General features: G+C 65.4%; 15 protein-coding genes. 7 read left to right on the forward strand and 8 right to left on the reverse strand.

Translation table 11 applies throughout. The features are described 5' to 3' along the window. Positions 1-12 precede the first annotated feature (12 nt). The 5 genes from A0U87_RS24355 to A0U87_RS24375 form a co-directional block, all read right to left on the reverse strand. Positions 13-897, reverse strand: a complete 885-nt coding sequence (locus A0U87_RS24355) for a F0F1 ATP synthase subunit gamma (RefSeq protein WP_004210766.1) — start codon at positions 895-897, stop codon at positions 13-15. Positions 898-900: 3 nt separating this feature from the next. Next, positions 901-1491 carry a LysE family translocator gene (locus A0U87_RS24360; protein ID WP_037511450.1) on the reverse strand — a complete coding sequence of 197 codons (591 nt, stop codon included), beginning with the start codon at positions 1489-1491 and terminating at the stop codon, positions 901-903. Positions 1492-1533: 42 nt separating this feature from the next. Beyond that, complete coding sequence (gene atpA / locus A0U87_RS24365; protein WP_004210768.1) at positions 1534-3063, reverse strand: F0F1 ATP synthase subunit alpha; 1530 nt, start codon at positions 3061-3063, stop codon at positions 1534-1536. A gap of 2 nt (positions 3064-3065) precedes the next feature. Then, a complete protein-coding gene (locus A0U87_RS24370; RefSeq protein WP_004210769.1) occupies positions 3066-3620 on the reverse strand; it encodes a F0F1 ATP synthase subunit delta in 555 nt (184 codons plus the stop codon). 181 nt (positions 3621-3801) lie between these two features. After that, on the reverse strand, positions 3802-5361 hold the full coding sequence (locus tag A0U87_RS24375) for a serine protease (protein ID WP_048938597.1): 1560 nt from the start codon (positions 5359-5361) through the stop codon (positions 3802-3804). Positions 5362-5486: 125 nt separating this feature from the next. On the opposite strand from A0U87_RS24375, the gene ada reads away from it, so the two are divergent. From ada to A0U87_RS24395, 4 genes are all read left to right on the forward strand, one after another. Then, positions 5487-6575, forward strand: coding sequence for a bifunctional DNA-binding transcriptional regulator/O6-methylguanine-DNA methyltransferase Ada (gene ada / locus A0U87_RS24380; RefSeq protein ID WP_048938598.1), 1089 nt, complete (start codon positions 5487-5489; stop codon positions 6573-6575). Between the two features lie 86 nt (positions 6576-6661). Further along, positions 6662-7207, forward strand: a complete 546-nt coding sequence (locus A0U87_RS24385; RefSeq protein ID WP_234415643.1) for a YfiR family protein — start codon at positions 6662-6664, stop codon at positions 7205-7207. A 2-nt stretch (positions 7208-7209) separates the two neighbouring features. Next, complete coding sequence (locus tag A0U87_RS24390) at positions 7210-8430, forward strand: diguanylate cyclase (protein WP_122927857.1); 1221 nt, start codon at positions 7210-7212, stop codon at positions 8428-8430. 14 nt (positions 8431-8444) lie between these two features. Then, entirely contained in the window at positions 8445-8936 is a 492-nt protein-coding gene (locus A0U87_RS24395) for an OmpA family protein (RefSeq protein ID WP_048938615.1), read from the forward strand. Here A0U87_RS24395 and A0U87_RS24400 read toward each other — a convergent pair. From A0U87_RS24400 to A0U87_RS24410, 3 genes are read right to left on the reverse strand one after another with little or no spacing between them, the layout of a single operon-like run. Next, positions 8933-9109: a DUF1289 domain-containing protein gene (locus A0U87_RS24400; RefSeq protein WP_048938600.1), complete on the reverse strand. Its 177-nt coding sequence runs from the start codon at positions 9107-9109 to the stop codon at positions 8933-8935. The genes A0U87_RS24395 and A0U87_RS24400 overlap by 4 nt on opposite strands. Then, entirely contained in the window at positions 9109-11277 is a 2169-nt protein-coding gene (locus A0U87_RS24405; protein WP_048938601.1) for a primosomal protein N', read from the reverse strand. The genes A0U87_RS24400 and A0U87_RS24405 overlap by 1 nt, the downstream gene beginning before the upstream one ends. A gap of 38 nt (positions 11278-11315) precedes the next feature. Beyond that, entirely contained in the window at positions 11316-11954 is a 639-nt protein-coding gene (locus tag A0U87_RS24410) for a DUF2490 domain-containing protein (RefSeq protein WP_234415642.1), read from the reverse strand. Between the two features lie 141 nt (positions 11955-12095). Here A0U87_RS24410 and fsa point away from each other — a divergent pair, with 141 nt between their 5' ends. The 3 genes from fsa to A0U87_RS24425 all read left to right on the forward strand — a co-directional run bounded on the left by fsa (position 12096) and on the right by A0U87_RS24425 (position 14428). Beyond that, on the forward strand, positions 12096-12749 hold the full coding sequence (gene fsa / locus A0U87_RS24415; RefSeq protein WP_004210778.1) for a fructose-6-phosphate aldolase: 654 nt from the start codon (positions 12096-12098) through the stop codon (positions 12747-12749). Between the two features lie 86 nt (positions 12750-12835). Next, entirely contained in the window at positions 12836-13162 is a 327-nt protein-coding gene (locus A0U87_RS24420) for an antibiotic biosynthesis monooxygenase (RefSeq protein ID WP_010338587.1), read from the forward strand. A 69-nt stretch (positions 13163-13231) separates the two neighbouring features. Continuing rightward, positions 13232-14428: a GGDEF domain-containing protein gene (locus A0U87_RS24425; RefSeq protein WP_234415641.1), complete on the forward strand. Its 1197-nt coding sequence runs from the start codon at positions 13232-13234 to the stop codon at positions 14426-14428. Positions 14429-14693 lie beyond the last annotated feature (265 nt).

Genomic DNA, 14693 nt, shown 5'->3' on the forward strand with positions numbered 1-14693 from the left:
GCCTGCTTGTCCTTAGAGGGCTTCGGCGCCCGAGATGATTTCGACGAGTTCGGTGGTGATCGCGGCCTGGCGGCTGCGGTTATACTGGATCGTCAGCTTGTTGATGAGGTCGCCGGCATTGCGGGTCGCATTGTCCATCGCGGTCATCGACGCACCCTGTTCGGACGCGTTGTTTTCCAGCAGCGCCTTGAAGAGCTGCACCGTGACGTTGCGCGGCAGCAGGTCGTCGAGGATCGCTTCCTCGCTCGGCTCATATTCCACCGTGGCGGCGATCGCGTTGCGGTCGGCGTCGGCGGGGATCTTCACCGGGATGATCTGCTGTTCGGTCGGGATCTGCGCGAGCGCCGACTTGAAGCGCGAATAGAAGAGATGGGCGACGTCGAACTTGCCGTCGAGGAACATCTGGCTGAGTTCCTGCGCCACCGCCTGGGCCTGGGCAAAGCCCGGCTCCTTGGCACCGGTGGTGTCGTAATTGGCGACGATCTTGCCCGGATAGGTGCGGTTGATGACCGGACGACCCTTGCGGCCGATCAGGTAGAACAGCACCTTCTTGCCATCCAGCTCCAGCGCGCGGGCCTTGGCCAGCGCGGCCTTAACGATATTGGCGTTGAACGCGCCGGCAAGGCCGCGATCGCTATTGGCGACGACCAGCAGATGGACTTCGTCCTTGCCAGTGCCGGCGAGCAGCGGCGAAGCGCCTTCGCCCGAGCCACCGGCGATCTTGGTCGCCAGGCTCGCGACGACCGCTTCCAGTCGCTCGCTATAGGGGCGGGCAGCTTCGGCAGCGGCCTGCGCCTTGCGCAGTTTGGCCGCGGCGACCATCTGCTTCGCCTTGGTGATCTTCTGGGTCGACTTCACCGACCCGATGCGCAGCTTCAGTTCCTTGAGGCTAGCCATAGTTCAAATATTCCGAGCAAGGGCCAAACGGCCCGCGAGACCAAAGAAACCGACGCCCATGGCGCCTTCGAACCAGCGCATCGCGCTGCTCTGCCCCACTTTGCGGCCCGCCTTGGTGGCGAGCAGCGCGAGCAGGGCGCACCACAGGAAGCCCAGCCCATAGACGATCGCGATCAGCAGCATGCCCTGCCACGGCGCATCCGGGCCAGTGCCCACGAACTGCGGCAGCGCGGCGAGGAAGAAGATCGCGACCTTGGGGTTCAGCACGGTGCTGACCAGGCCTTGAGCGAAGGGCGATCCGCCGATCCGGACCTTGGGCGTTTCGCTTGCCGGCGCCGGCTTGATCGCGCCGCGCAGCAGGCCAAAGCCCATCCAGGCCAGATAGAGGGCACCGGCGATCTTAACGCCCAAGAACAGCCCCGGCACCGCATTCAGCACGCTGAGGAAGCCGAAGCCGCACAACAGCATGTAGAACAGGCCGCCGAGCTGTATGCCGCCGATCGCCGCCATTCCCGCCTTGAACCCGCGGCGCGCCGCGTGGCCGGCCACCAACATGGTGTCCGGCCCCGGCAGCAGCACCAGACCGATCGACATCACGGTCCAGGCAAGAAGGGAATGGGCGGTCAGCACAGCGTCTTAAGCGAAGGTCTTGCCGAACGAGTCCAGCGCAGCCTTCAGCTTGCCCTTGGCGTCGTCGCCCAGATCCTTGCTGTCGCGGATCGCGGTCAGCACTTCGGGGTGGTCGTGACGCAGATAGGCGAGCATCAGCTCTTCATAACGGGTCACGTCCTTGACCGGGATGCCGTCCAGATAGCCGTTGGTGCCGGCGAAGATCGACGCGGTCTGCTCTTCGAACGGCAGCGGCGAGAACTGGCCCTGCTTCAGCAGTTCGGTCAGGCGCGCGCCGCGGTTCAGCAGCTTCTGGGTCGAGGCGTCGAGGTCCGAACCGAACTGGGCGAAGGCCGCCATTTCGCGATACTGGGCCAGCTCCAACTTGATCGAGCCCGAAACCTTCTTCATCGCCTTGGTCTGCGCGGCCGAGCCGACGCGCGACACCGACAGGCCGACGTTGATGGCCGGACGGATGCCCTGGTAAAAGAGGTTGGTTTCGAGGAAGATCTGGCCGTCGGTGATCGAGATCACGTTGGTCGGAATATAGGCCGACACGTCGCCTGCCTGGGTCTCGATGATCGGCAGCGCGGTCAGCGAGCCATTGCCATTGGCGTCGTTCATCTTCGCAGCGCGTTCCAGCAGGCGGCTGTGCAGATAGAAGACGTCGCCCGGATAGGCTTCACGGCCCGGAGGACGACGCAGCAGCAGCGACATCTGACGATAGGCGACGGCCTGCTTGGACAGATCGTCATACACGATCACGGCGTGCATGCCGTTGTCGCGGAAGAATTCGCCCATGGTGACGCCGGTATAGGGCGCCAGATACTGGAGCGGAGCGGGCTCCGAAGCGGTCGCGGCGACGACGATCGAATATTCCATCGCGCCATTTTCTTCGAGCTGCTTGACGATCTGCGCGACGGTCGAACGCTTCTGGCCGACGGCGACGTAGATGCAGTAGAGCTTCTTGCTTTCGTCGTCGCCCGCGTTGATGCCCTTCTGGTTGATGAAGGTATCGATCGCGACGGCGGTCTTGCCGGTCTGGCGGTCACCGATGATCAGTTCGCGCTGGCCACGGCCGACGGGGACGAGGGCGTCGATCGCCTTCAGGCCGGTCTGCACGGGCTCGTGCACCGACTTGCGGGGGATGATGCCCGGCGCCTTGACTTCGACGCGCTTGCGCTCGGTATATTCGATCGGACCCTTGCCATCGATCGGGTTGCCGAGGCCGTCGACGACGCGGCCCAGCAGACCCTTGCCGACGGGAACGTCGACGATGGTGCCGGTGCGCTTGACGGTGTCGCCTTCCTTGATCTCGGCGTCCGAGCCGAAGATCACGATGCCGACATTGTCGGCTTCGAGGTTGAGTGCCATGCCCTGAACGCCATTGGCGAACTCGACCATTTCGCCCGCCTGGACGTTGTCGAGGCCATGGACGCGGGCGATGCCGTCACCCACGGTCAGAACGGAACCGACTTCGCTGACCTGCGCTTCGGTGCCGAAATTGGCGATCTGGTCCTTGATGACCTTCGAAATTTCTGCGGCGTTGATATCCATGTTCAGCCTTTCATCGCCAGGGCGAGACTATTCAAACGGGTGCGGATGGAGGAATCGATCATCTGGCTGCCGATCTTGACGACCAGCCCACCCAGGATCGCGGGATCGACCTTGGCCTCGACGGCGACGTCGCGGCCGACACGCGCCTTGAGGCCCTTGGCCAGCGCGGTCAGTTGAGTCTTGGTGAGCGGATGCGCGCTCGTCACTTCGGCGCGGGCCTCGCCCTTGTGATTCGACAGCAGCGTCTCATAGGCGCGGATGACCGCGGGAAGCTGCGAGAGGCGACGGTTCTGGGCGAGTACGCCCAGGAAATTCGTCGTCAGCGGATCGATCGACATGGCGGATGCAACCGCCGCGATCGTCTTACCCGCTGCGTCGCGGCTGAGAACGGGACTGTTGATCAGGCCCTTGAAATCAGACGATTCTGCGATCGCCGCCTTGATTGCCGCGAGGCTCGCTGCGACGGTGTCGAGCGTCTTGCCGTCGCGGGCCAGATCGAACAGCGCCACCGCATAGCGGCCGCTGAGGCTGGCCTGAATACCGCCGGTAGTCTCCACGCGCTTACCGTCCTCCAACTTGATTTGCCGGTCATGCAAAAAGAGGGGGAGCAGTAATAACCGTCCCCTGTTGTCGGGCCGGTTAGCAGTGCCAATATGACTATGCAAGTCATGTGACACGATTCCATCGCATCGACGAAATCAAGCCAATTTGACTGAGTTTTTCGGGAAAACGGACAGGCTAGGGAGCGGGGTCTGCGGGGGCAAGCCGTCCTTTTTGGCAATGATAGACCAGCCGCTCGTTCGGCTGGGGCGGCAGCAGCGCGGCGAGGTCCGACTGGAGCGTCGCAATCCGGGTCAACATAGTGGAATCGCTGCTGCATCCCTTGATCGGGCCATCCTTCAGCAGGGCGCGGGCCTTGTCCATCGTATCGCCGTCGGGCAGCCAGCGCTGGACCCGCAACAGGCCGGTGGCCGGGTCGAATTCGCTGCGGCTGACATAATTGCCCTCGTCGGGCACATGGGCACGCTGCCAGGTCGTGCCGGTCGCCTGATACTGCGTGTCGCCGTTGACGCAGCCGCCCTCGGTCCAGTTCAGGCCGACATCATTGGGCTGCGACACGGTCAGCCGGCTGCGGTTGAGGTCGATCCGGCAGATATTGTCGCCGGCCCAGGCAAAGGCCTTGTTGCTGACCACGCTCTGGTCCTCGGGCAGCTTCACCCGCTCGTCGATGCTGGCAAAGCTGGGCTTGAAGACGAACAGGCCAAGCGCGCCCATCAGCAGGATGCCGCCACCGGCGATGAACCAGGTGGCACGCTTTTCGCGGCCCTGGCTGTAGAAGAGACCGCCAGCCCCCAGGCCCAGCACGGCGAGGGCCAGCAGCACGGCGGCGCCCGCCATCGCATTTTCGCGGCCGGAAATAACATCGCGCTCGGCGGTGTCGCGGGCCTGCTGCAGCGCCTGCTCGCGCTTGTCGGCGGCGGCGCGGTCATTCTGTTCGGTCAACTGCGATTCGCGCTGGGTGATCGAGGCTTCGGCCGCGTCGGCTTCGGCCATGGTGCGGCAGGCGACGACGGTGTGGAGCGAGGACACGCCGGCCTGGCGCAGGAAGGAGGCGACTTCGCGCCAGGATACGGCAAAGCCGAATTCGGCATCATTGCCGTCCGAGATCGAGCCGAAGCTGTTGACGCCCAGCACCCGGCCGCAATCATCGACCAGCGGGCCGCCGCTGTTGCCTGCGGCAAGCGGGGCGGTGTGCAGGATGGTGTCGAAGCTCTGGCTGGAGCGGCCGGACGAGATGCTGCCGCTGGTCTTCACCGTGCCGAGCGGTTCGACCAGTTGCTTGAGGCTGAGGCCCTGGGCGCGATCGACGGTACCGGGATAGCCGATGGCGGTGACATGCTGGCCGTCATCGACCGCCCCGGCATAGAAGGTGGCAACCGGCAGGCTGCCTTCCTCCAGCTGGATCAGGGCCAGGTCATTGCCCGGCGAATAGGCGATGATCCGCCCGCCATAGCTTTTCTTGCCCTCCGACGGGATCACGCCGATGACGAGATCCTTCTCCTCGCGCGCCAGTTCGACGACATGGGCGTTGGTCAGCACCTTGTCCGGGGCGATCGCGATGCCGCTGCCATGGCCCACGAAATAGGCGTCCGCGCCATTGGTCGCGACCAGGGCGACGCGCACCACGCTGCGCGCAGCGGCGGTGATATCCTGCTGTTCGGCCCGTGCGGGGCTGAGCAGGACGAGGGACGCGACAAGCGCGGCGATCGGGCGAAGGCGACGGAAAAGGGCGACCATAGGAGGCGCATACATATGCGAAGGCCCGCTTTAGGCAATCGGGAAAAAGCGGATGCGACGGGCCGTGTGCTTTTGACCGCAAGCGACGGGAAGCCTCGCCAAGCCGTCTGGATTACCCCATATCCATGAACCAGATGACACGCCCCGAACCCGTCCCTGCCGCCATGCCCGATGCCGCAGCCTGCTGGACCGCCTTTCTGGCGCGCGATCGCCGACAGGATGGCTGCTTCGTGGGCGCGGTGCTGACCACCGGCATCTATTGCAAGCCCAGCTGCCCGGCCCGGCACCCGAAGCGGGAGAATATGATCTTCCTGCCTGATGGTGCGGCGGCCCGTGCGGCGGGCTTCCGTGCCTGCCTGCGTTGCCGGCCGGATGAGGTGGGGCGCGACCAGCAGGCGGTGGAAGCGGCGATCCGCCTGATCCGCACCGCCGAAACGCCGCCCCGGCTGGAGGAGATGGCCGACCATGTCGGCTATGCGCCGCATCATTTCCATCGCTTGTTCAAACGGATCACCGGCCTGACCCCGGCGGCCTATGCCCGCGATCTGCGCACCGAGCGGCTGAAGGCGGCACTGGCGACGCCCGGCAGCGTGACCGATGCGATCTATGAGGCCGGCTATAACGCGCCGAGCCGCGCCTATGCCGATGCCGAACGGCATCTGGGCATGACGCCGAGCGCCTGGCGCGAGGGCGGGCGCGGTGTCGATATCCGCCATGTCGTGATCGGGACGAGCCTGGGCGCGCTGCTGGTTGCGGCGACCGAGCGCGGCCTGTGCCGCATCGCCTTCGATGAAGGGGAGGCGGACCTGCGCCGCCGATATCCCAACGCGACTCTGTTGCCCTCGGACGCAGCGCTGGATCGCTGGGCGCGTGTCGTGGCTGCACTGGTGGATGATCCGGGGGCGGGGGCCGACCTGCCAACCGATGTCGGCGGCACCGCCTTTCAGCAGGCGGTCTGGGCCGCCTTGCGGGCGATCCCGGCGGGCGAGACGCGCAGCTATGGCGAGATCGCCGCGGCGATCGGCCGGCCGGGCGCGGTGCGCGCGGCAGGGACGGCCTGCGGCGACAATGGCCTGGCAATATTGGTGCCGTGTCATCGTGTGCTGCGCAGCGACGGAAGCCTGGGCGGTTACGCCTATGGCGTCGATCGCAAGCGGAACCTGCTGGAGCGGGAGCGACGTGCAAAGATGACAGCGAAGGCGACAGGTGAGTGATCCTTTCTCGATCCGCTTGCGTCACAATATTCTCGTAATTTAACTTTTGATTAACTATAGGCTCGCGCCTTCTTCGATGGGGGCGGGTGGGCTTGCGTAGTCTGTTGTTCTGGCTGTTGCTGATGACGCCGACCATGACAGTGGCCTTGCCGCTGGCGCGGCCGGTGGCGATGCCGATCGGCCCCGGCCCCGACCGGATGGCGGCCGGCGTGGCGCGCATGGTCGGATCCATCCTGGAATTTACCCGCTGGCCAACCGCGCGGCCGGTCGTGCGCATGTGTATGGCGGGTGTCGTCGCCCATGGCGACCAATTGGATGAGATCAGCCTGACGAACGGGGCGCGGATCGCCACGGTGGCGCTGGCCGCCGACGAGGCCGCGCCGGCCGCGCGGTGCGATGCGCTTTATCTCGGAAGCCTGGACGCGGTGGTGCGCCAGCGGCTGATCGCGGCAGTGCGCGGCAATCCGGTGGTGACCATCGCGGAGGATGATCGCGACTGTGCGGGCGGGGCAATGTTCTGCCTGTTGTTCGCGCCGCAGACCCTGTCCTTCCAGCTCAACATCGATGCGGTATCCCGATCCACGGTGCGGATCGATCCGCGCGTGCTGCGCGTGGCGAAGGGGGGCTATTGACCATGGCCGAACCAAGTTCGACCGCAATGCCGACCTTGCGTCAGTTGCTGGCGCGGGCGCATCTGCGCCTGATCCTGTTCGCCGTGCTGATGGCGGGCCTGACGCTGACGGTGACAGGTGTCACCGTCATTCGCGGCTATGCCGCCCGGAACCTGACGCTGATCGCCCAGACCGTCGCCTATACGGTCGAGCCGGCTCTGGTGTTCGATGATGTCGATGCGGCACGACAGGGGATCGCCACGGTGGCGGCATCTGAAAGCGTGCGATCGGTCGAGTTGCATGATCGTCACGGACGGTTGATCGCGGCCTGGAACCGGCCCGATCGCGGCATGGCCGGCAACCTGTCCCGGATCGTGGACGCGCTGTTCTGGCCCAGCCCGGTGCGGGTGCCGGTCCATCATGGGCCGGTCGTCGTGGCCGAAGTGCAGGTGTTCGGCGATGCCGGCGGGCTGGGGCGCTATATCCTGTCCGGGGTCGCCACTGCGCTCGCCTGCCTTGGTCTGACCATCGTCGCGACCCAGTTGCTGGCGCGGCGGTTGCAGCGCGACGTGACGGGACCGCTGGCCCATATTGCACAAGTCGCCCATGCAGTTCGCACTGACCGCCAGTTCGATCGGCGCGTGCCGGTCGCCGGCATTCATGAGGTCGATCAGTTCGCGCGCGATTTCAATGCGCTGCTGGATGAACTGGACGAATGGCACACCGGCATTTTGAACGAGAATCGTATCCTGGAGCGCCAGGCGACGCGCGATCCGCTGACCGGCCTAGGCAATCGTGCGATGTTCGAGCGAGAGCTGGCGGCGACCATGGCGCAGGCCGATGAAGGCGATACGTCCTTCGCGGTCATTTATGTCGATGTGAACCGGTTCAAGCAGGTCAATGACAGCCATGGCCATGATGCCGGCGACGTCATGCTGATCGTCATCGCGGCGCGGCTGCGCATGGCTTTGCGGCCGGGCGACATGGCCTTCCGTCTGGGTGGCGACGAATTTGCGCTGATCCTGGCGGCCGGGGCGACCCGAGCCGAAGCCGATCAGATGTCGGCCCAGATCGGGGCCGGCATGACCCAGCCGATCATGTTGCCGAGCGGCGTCAGCATCCGATCCTCGCTGAGCATCGGCAGCGCTCTCTATCCACAGGACAGTGTCGATCCGCGCGCACTGCTGCGCCATGCCGACGCGGCCATGTATGCGGCCAAGGCGCGGAGCGACGGCCGGAATTGATGATGAGGAACAATATGCGAAAGCTTCTTTCCCTCCTGGCGCTGACTTTGCTGGCAGCCTGTCAGACGGTGCAGCCGAGTGATGGCTTCACCGAAGCACAGAAGACGGTGCTGCGTGCCAATGGCTTTCAGCCGGTCGGCAGCAACTGGGAATTCGGCATGGCCGACCGGCTGTTGTTCTCGACCGACCAGAGCGTGCTGATCCCGGCGCAGCGCGATGTGATCAGCCGGATCGCGAGCGCGCTGGTCGCCGTCGAAGTGCGCGGCGCCAAGGTGGAGGGGCATACGGACAATACCGGCACGGCCGCCTATAATGAGCAATTGTCGCAGAAGCGGGCGCAGGCCGTTGCCGACGCGCTGGCGGCGGGCGGCATGGCACCGGCGGCTCTGCATCCGGTGGGCATGGGGTTGCGGGTGCCGGTGGCGAGCAATGATAGCGAGGTCGGCCGTCAGGAAAACCGCCGCGTGGTCATCATCGTCGCACCAGGCGATGCGATGCCGCTTTAACGGCGGATCGGCTCGAAATCCTTCACCCGCGCCATGACGGCGGTGCGCTGGGCATCGGTCATGCTGCGCCAATGGACGATTTCGTCGAGGGTGCGGCCGCAGCCGGTGCAGCCCTTGCGCTCGGCATCGAGCGAACAGAGATTGCGACAGGGGCTCTCGATCGGCGCGGCCATCACATGAAGCTGTAGGGATCGACGTCCACTGCGACGCGGGTGGTCGATTTCCACACCAGATTCCCCAGCCATTCGCGGATCACCGACTGGATGTCGACCTGGCGCGTGGCGTGGATCAGCAGCCGGTGGCGATGCCGGCCGCGCAGCACGGAAAGGGGGGCAGGGGCGGGGCCATAGACCCGCATGCCCTCCACCTGCGGCGCCGACTTGCCGATCAGCCGGGCGGTCTGTGCAGCTTCGTCGCTGTCCTCGCTGGAGATGATGATCGCGGCGAAGCGGCCGAAGGGCGGGGCATTGGCGCGGCGGCGATTTTCGGTCTCGATCAGATAGAAGCGCTCGCTGTCGCCGGCGATCAGCGCCTGGATCACTTCGGCATCGGGCATGCGGGTCTGGATGAAGACATGGCCCGGCTTTTCGCCGCGCCCGGCGCGTCCGGCGACCTGCATGATCTGCTGGAAGGTGCGTTCGGATGCGCGCAGATCACCGCCCTCCAGCCCCAGGTCCGCGTCGATCACGCCGACCAGCGTCAGGTTGGGGAAATGATAGCCCTTGGTGATGAGCTGGGTGCCGACGATGATGTCGATGTCGCCGGCCTCCACCGACTTGACGAAATCGGCAGCGCGGGCGGGCGAATGCAGGGTGTCGGACGTGGCGATGGCCACCCGCGCCTGTGGCCACAGCGCCTTCACCTCGTCGGCGATGCGCTCGACGCCGGGGCCGCAGGCGACCAGGCTGTCCTCTTCCTTGCACTCGGGGCAGAAGCGCGGCGCCGGGATGACATGGCCGCAATGATGGCAGGCGAGCCGCTTGGTCAGCCGATGCTCGACCATCCAGCTGGTGCAATTGGGGCATTGGAAGCGATAGCCGCAATGGCGGCACAGCGTCAGCGGCGCATATCCGCGCCGGTTGAGGAAGAGCAGGCTCTGCTCGCCCTTGGCCAGCACTTCCTCCATCGCCACCACCAGCGGCGGGGCGATCCAGCGACCGCGCTCGGGCGGATCGGTCAGTAGGTTGATGCCCTCGATATCGGGCATCTGTGCGCCGCCGAAACGGGCCGGCAGCTTGATCTCGCGATAGCGGCCGAGATCGACCTGATGCCGTGTCTCGATTGCCGGCGTGGCGGAGGCCAGAACGACCGGGAAATGTTCGATGAGGCCCCGTATCACGGCGACGTCGCGGGCGTGATAATGGACGCCTTCCTCCTGCTTGAAGCTCGCCTCATGCGCTTCGTCGACGACGATCAGGCCCAGATTGGGGTAGGGCAGGAACAGGGCGGATCGGGCACCGACGACGACGCGGGCCTCGCCCGCCGCGATCGCGCGCCAGGCGCGCCGGCGCTCGCTCTGGCGCAGGCCACTATGCCAGTTGACCGGGACCGTGCCGAAGCGTTTCTCGAACCGCTCCAGAAAGGGTTCGGTCAGGGCGATTTCGGGCAGCAGCACCAAGGTTTGCTTGCCGGCGCGGATGGCTGCGGCGATCGCCTCGAAATAGACCTCGGTCTTGCCCGATCCGGTGACGCCGTCGAGCAGGAAGGGGGCGAATTCATGGGCACGCACTGCGTCCGCCATGTCGGTCGCGGCCGCCATCTGCTGATCGGACAGGGCCGGCGGCGCGTGGGCCGGGTCGGGCTCGGGGAAGGGGGTGTCGACGCTGACCTCGATCGGCTCGAACGCGCCGGCCTTCACCAGGCCGCGGATCACCGTATCGCTGACCCCGCCGATCATCGCCAGTTCGCGCACCAGCCCCTGCCGGTCGCCGATCCGCTCCATCGCCTGGGTTCGCTGTTCGGTCATGCGATCGGGAAGCTGGCCGGTGGCACGATATTCGATGACGGTGCGCGTTCCTTCCAGCGCCGACATCGACGCCAGCGCCATGCGCAGCACGGCGGCCGGCGGGGCGAGATAATAGTCGGCGGTCCATTCGATCAGCCGGCGCAGCGTTTCGGGCAGCGGCGGCGCGTCAAGCACTTCCAGCAGGTTGCGCAGACGGTTGTCGCCGACCGTCTCGACATCCGGGAAGGATTCCTCGTCCCAGACCACGCCGACCAGCTGGCGCGGGCCCAGCGGGGCGACCACGATGCTGCCCGGCCTGGCCGTCATGCCATGGGGGATGCGATAGTCGAGCGGGCCGAGGGCGGCATTGAGCAGGAGGACACGGGCGCGGGCCATGGAGCGTCCTTAACCGCTCTTGCCGTTCTGGCAAATCGTCAGAGCCGCCAGGCGATCGCCAGCCAGGGGACATGGACGACCTCGTCGGGTCGGTTATCGGGGAAACTATGCTGGCGCATATAGCTGAGTTGGATGCCGAGCCGCGGCGTCAGCACATGGCGCAGGCCGATCAGCTGCCGCGTGGTGACAAGTTCGCTGTCCTGGACCGCGCTTGGCTTGTGCAGTTCGAAGAAAAATTCGGCGGAGGTCAGGAGGAACCATTTGCGCTGCTTTTCCAGCGGGATGTCGATCTGGATACGTTCGCGCAGGCGCCAGGCCGGGCGCGCGGCGCTGTCGATGTAGCGCTGTTCCAGCCGGGTGCGGCTCTGCAGCACGCCCAAGTCGATGATCAGTTGCTGGTGGAAGCGCATTTCCTTCTGCCTTCGGCTGGTAACGAAGGCGAAGCCGCCGCCCAGTTGCACGCCCTCGGCAATCCGATGGTCCAGGGTGATCCGTTGCAGCAGTTGGTCATCGGCCGGCCGCAGGCGATAGCTTGTTTCGATGCCGATGCGATCATTGTCGTCAATCTGCGCGACGCCGCCAGCGCTGATCCAGGTCTGCGCCTCCTGATCCGCAGCGCGGGCAGAAAAGGGCAGGACGAGCATGGCGAGGGCGGTCAGGCAAATATATGCGCGCATCGCAAACATCATGGCCGCTCCCCTGTCGCGGAAGAGGTAGAAGGCGGCGGGGGGCAAGGCAATCACCGTTCGCCCCGATGGCCAATCCATCGGCCAGCCGCTAAAGGGAGCCGATTCGCGAATCCTGCCCCGGAGCATCCCATGAAATTCTTCGTCGACACCGCCGACATTGCCGAAATCCGTGACCTGGCCGCCACCGGCCTGCTGGACGGCGTCACCACCAACCCGTCGCTGATCCACAAGTCGGGCCGCAAGTTCCTGGAAGTGATCGAGGAAATCTGTGGCGTCGTCGACGGCCCGGTATCGGCCGAAGTCGTCGCGCTCGACCATGAGACGATGATGAAGGAAGCCGCGGTCCTGCGGAAGATCGCGCCCAATGTCTGCATCAAGGTGCCGCTGACCATCGACGGCCTCAAGACCTGCAAGGCGCTGACCGACGATGGCGTGATGGTGAACGTCACCCTCTGCTTCTCGGCCAACCAGGCGCTGCTCGCGGCCAAGGCCGGCGCCAGCTTCATCTCGCCCTTCGTTGGCCGTCATGATGATAATGGCTTCGACGGCATGCAGCTGATCGAAGACATCCGCCTGATCTACGACAATTACGCGTTCGACACCGAAATCCTGGTCGCGTCGGTCCGTCACCCGATCCACGTGCTCGACAGCGCCAAGATCGGCGCCGATGTGATGACCGCGCCGCCGGCCGTCATCAAGGCACTGTTCAACCATGTGCTGACCGACAAGGGCATTGCCGGCTTCATGTCGGACTGGGCCAAGACCGGCCAGTCGATCCTCTAAGCGACATTGCCGGCGGGCGGGCGATCGGCCTGCCCGCCGGAACTCCTGCCGCCGCCCGGCCATTGTCTCCGCACAAGGAGGTGGCCATGTTCGTCGCGGTCTATTGGTGGCGCGTCCACCCCGGCAAGGAGGAGCAGTTCCGCGCAGCCTGGCGCCGCGGCACCGACCTCATCCGTGAAAAATATGGCAGCTATGGATCGCGCCTGCACCGCGATGCGGACGGGCGGTTCGTGGGCTATGCCGAATGGCCGGACGAGGCGACCTGGCGCGCGGCCTTCGACGCGAAGATGGTCTATGACGACCCGGCAACCCGCGCCGCCTTTGTCGACGCGATCGCCGAAGTGCCGGCGGATGCCGATCCGATCTTTACCATGACGGTCACCGACGACCTGCTGATGCGTGCGACGAGCTGATCCGGGTGGGAACCTTTTGTTCAGCATATTGGGCTAGATAGCACGCTCCTTTCCCCGATGAACCTGTCCATGCCGATCGACGCCGTCACCATGCTGCTCATGACCCAGGCCATCGCCCTTGTTGCGGCGCTGGTGCTGGCTGCCGAATGGCGTCTGGCAAAGGTGCGCTCGCTCGCCTGGTGGAGTGCGGGATTCGCGACCATCGTGGTGGGCAGCGGCATGTCGGTGCTGCGCACGGTGGACAGCTTCCTTCTCTATGTCTGGTTGGCCAATGGCCTGCTGGTGGTGGCGCATCTGTTGTTCGCCAAGGGGGCGGCGGCCTTTGCCGGGCGACGCCTCCCTGGCATCTGGCTCGGCGTGCTGCTGGTCTGGGTGGCGCTGCTGGGCACCGATCCGGCAAATGACCGCACCGCCCTGTTCGGCCTCGTCAATTCGGCGCTGGTCGCGATCCTGTCGCTCAAGGCCGCGTCCCTCCTGCTCTCGCTCCGCCGCACCAGCGAAGTGCGCGATGCGGTGCGGCTGGGGCATATTTTCCTTGGCCATGGCATCTTCTACCTCGCCAAGTCGGGGCTGATCTTCATGCCGGGCCTGTTCGTTAGCCTGGTGGGCTTCAAGGGGCTGCTGATCAAGGCCTCGCTCTATGAGGGCATATTGGTCGAGGTATCGCTGGCGCTGCTGATGCTGGCGGCGGTGCGTCACCGGCGCGAACGGCAGATCACGGCGCTGGCGGAGCGGGATTCGCTGACCGGGGCCTATAATCGCCGCGCGTTCGAGGCGAAGGCGGCCGCCGGGATGGCGCTGGCGCGGCGGGCCGGCCAGCCGGTGGCGCTGCTGCTGTGCGACGTCGATCATTTCAAGGCGGTCAATGACGGCTTCGGCCACGCCACCGGGGACCGCCTGCTGTCGGCGCTGGCCGGGATATTGACGGATTGCGTACCCGCCGATGCACTGGTGGCGCGGCTGGGCGGCGACGAGTTTGCTGTTCTGCTCTTTGGTCTTTCGCCCGAAAATCTGCCGGCGCTCGGTCGCCGCATCTGCCATCGTTTTGCGCAGAGCGGCGGGTTGACGTTGCCGGTCTCGACCAGCATCGGCGCGGCGACCAGCATCACGGGCACGGAGGAGTTGCCGCATCTTTTCGATCGGGCGGACCGCGCGCTCTATGATGCCAAGCGCAAGGGGCGCGATCGCATGTCGGTTGAATCGGGCGTGGACCTGAGCGTCGCGACTCCGCCGCTGCGCCTCGCCAAAGTGGCACGTCGCGCCTGATGTCGGTTGTCAGGAAGTCTGCTCCTGACCCCCTAGAGTTTCCGGTGCTTTTGTCATCAGAGGATCACGGCTGATTTTCAACTTCTGCTCCTCTGGAGGGGGAGTAATGTCAACTTCTGCTCCGATCCCTATTTATCGGCGATTCAGATGAACCTTTCATCGCGTCGAGAAGATTCCTAGCCGAAGCCCTGAGCATGATATTTGCGCTAAATCTGCGACACCTTGCTTATCGCTCGCTCGTGCTTCAAAGTTTTGCGTCACAGTC

Source organism: Sphingobium sp. MP9-4 (genome assembly GCF_005281675.1).
Lineage (GTDB): Bacteria > Pseudomonadota > Alphaproteobacteria > Sphingomonadales > Sphingomonadaceae > Sphingobium > Sphingobium yanoikuyae.